2 protein-coding genes and 1 pseudogene are annotated in these 2,193 nt (G+C 36.9%); 1 reads left to right on the forward strand and 2 read right to left on the reverse strand.

The features are described 5' to 3' along the window. On the reverse strand, window positions 1-127 hold a 127-nt coding region (locus CBG25_RS21545; RefSeq protein WP_366212807.1), incomplete at its 3' end, for an IS66 family transposase zinc-finger binding domain-containing protein. A 313-nt stretch (window positions 128-440) separates the two neighbouring features. On the opposite strand from CBG25_RS21545, the gene CBG25_RS17880 reads away from it, so the two are divergent. Next, the gene (locus CBG25_RS17880; protein WP_290608351.1) at window positions 441-1,568 is read left to right on the forward strand and encodes an HlyD family type I secretion periplasmic adaptor subunit; all 1,128 of its coding nucleotides are present in this window, start codon (window positions 441-443) and stop codon (window positions 1,566-1,568) included. Between the two features lie 171 nt (window positions 1,569-1,739). Here the strand turns inward: CBG25_RS17880 and CBG25_RS17885 are convergent. Then, window positions 1,740-2,009 (reverse strand): annotated as a pseudogene (locus CBG25_RS17885) (glutamate dehydrogenase); the annotation flags it as partial. Between the last annotated feature and the right edge of the window lie 184 nt (window positions 2,010-2,193).

The raw sequence follows: 2,193 nt of genomic DNA on the forward strand, positions 1-2,193 counted from the left end.
GGATATAACGGGTAACCTGTACGTGAGCCGGTATCAATTCAAGCTCTTCACGCACTTCTTCACCCATCACGTGCATCGGTTGATGGCAGCAGTCGCATCTCTGCGCCTCTAATGGTAGGCGAACAATAAACTAGTTGCTGAATAGAGACTTGCATTTTTTGTCACGCTATTGAGAATAAAAAGAGGTTTAACTTAGAGAATAAAGGTTTGAAATGATCAACAAAGAGCGGCTGTTACGAGATAATCGTTTATGTAAAGCAATCATTAAGCCTGTTGCTCAATAGCAAAATTAATTGTGACTTACAAAAAAACCAGCTATTGATGATAAAATAATCAATTTTTGAATTAAAAATGACCTATATAAGATTAAAAAATAACCTATTTTTGTGTTTTTTAGATGTATCTAACTTGTTTTTATTGAAAGCAGTTTTATTTCACTATTGAGCAACAGGCTTATTGAACAACTATCCGTTAATAATGGTGAAAAAGTACGAGCAGGACAAATTCTTTTAACACTCAACACCGTTGAAGTGCATGCAGAATACAATATAAAACTAAAACAATACCACGAACTGTTAGTAAGAGAAGCCCGCTTATTAGCTGAACAGCTGGGCAAAAAACGGTTGATTTTCTCACCCGCTTTGCAAGGTGAAATGAAGAAACATGATATAAGCGAACTTATTCAATTAAATCAACAATTGCTGGAAAACCAATATCAAGTTTTACAATTAGAGTTGGCCAGCATTAAAGAAAAAATAACCGGATTGAACGCTACTTTATATGCCCAACAACAAAAAGCAAAGAGCCAAAAAACGCAACTTACTATGTTATTGCAACAATTAGAAGGATTAAGGGAATTAGAAAAAAACGGCTATATTGCTCGCAATACATTATTAGAAACTGAAAATAAATATACTGAAGTCGATGGTAATTTAGCGCAAACTCTTGGTGATATTAGTCGCATCCAACATCAAATATTAGAACAAAAACTGCTTAGCGAAAAACTCCAACAAGAATATCAAAAAGATGTTCATGCCCAACTGGCAGACACACAAACTAAAATTAATCATACCAACAGTCAGCTCGTTAAAGCGAAGTTCATGCTGAATAATTCTCAAATACGTGCCCCGGTTGCTGGCACCATAATTGGTATGTCAATTTTTACTGAAGGCGGCGTAATCGCTGCCGGACAAAAAATGATGGAGATTGTTCCCGATGATCAACCACTATTAGTTGATGCACGGGTTCCGGTACACTTGATTGATCAAGTGAAATTAGGTTTACCGGTAGAGTTACAATTTACTGCATTTAATCAAAGTACGACTCCTAAAGTGGAAGGCAACGTGACGATGATTTCTGCTGATAGGCTACTTAATGAACAGACTGGCGAGCCCTATTATTTATTACAGGTCCAAGTAAATGATGAAAATCGTCAACGCCTAAATCAGTTAACCATCAAACCAGGAATGCCAGTAGAAGTTTTTATTCGTACTGGCGAACGGTCGCTACTAAATTACTTGTTTAAACCTTTAATTGATCGCCTGCATATGAGTCTAAATGAAGATTAATATAACTATAGGTCAGTTGATAGGATAAATAATAATCGACAAATTTTTGCTAACAACATCGCCTGAAAAGGATAGTTGCAGGCGATGTTCAATAAGCAAAATAATATTCAGAATTTTACTAGCATTAAGCGATATAATTAGTTTTTAATTTGCCCTATCGCTATTGATTTATTACAGAATACCTTGTTCTAACATCGCATCGGCGACTTTAACAAAACCGGCAATATTAGCGCCTTTAACATAATTAGTCTGCTTATCTTCTCCACCATATTTCACACAATTCTGGTGAATATCTAACATAATGTGTTTCAAACGGCTATTCACTTTTTCTGCTGTCCAACTCAAATGCGCCGCATTTTGTGCCATTTCCAAACCTGATGTTGCAACCCCTCCGGCATTGGCCGCTTTTCCCGGTCCAAACATAACACCAGCCTCAATATACTCGTCGTCATTGAAGATGCTTGATTTTCCATGAGCAATGCCCATTTAATAGGTATGAACATTAATCTCTCACAAGAACAAAAACTAAAGCTCAGAAATCTTCACAGGGAAAGTCGTGACCGTCTTGTATGCGATCGGATACGGTGTGTTCTTTTGTGCGCCGATGGCTGGACACCAGAAATGA

Source organism: Arsenophonus sp. ENCA, from assembly GCF_002287155.1.
Classification (GTDB): domain Bacteria; phylum Pseudomonadota; class Gammaproteobacteria; order Enterobacterales; family Enterobacteriaceae; genus Arsenophonus; species Arsenophonus nilaparvatae.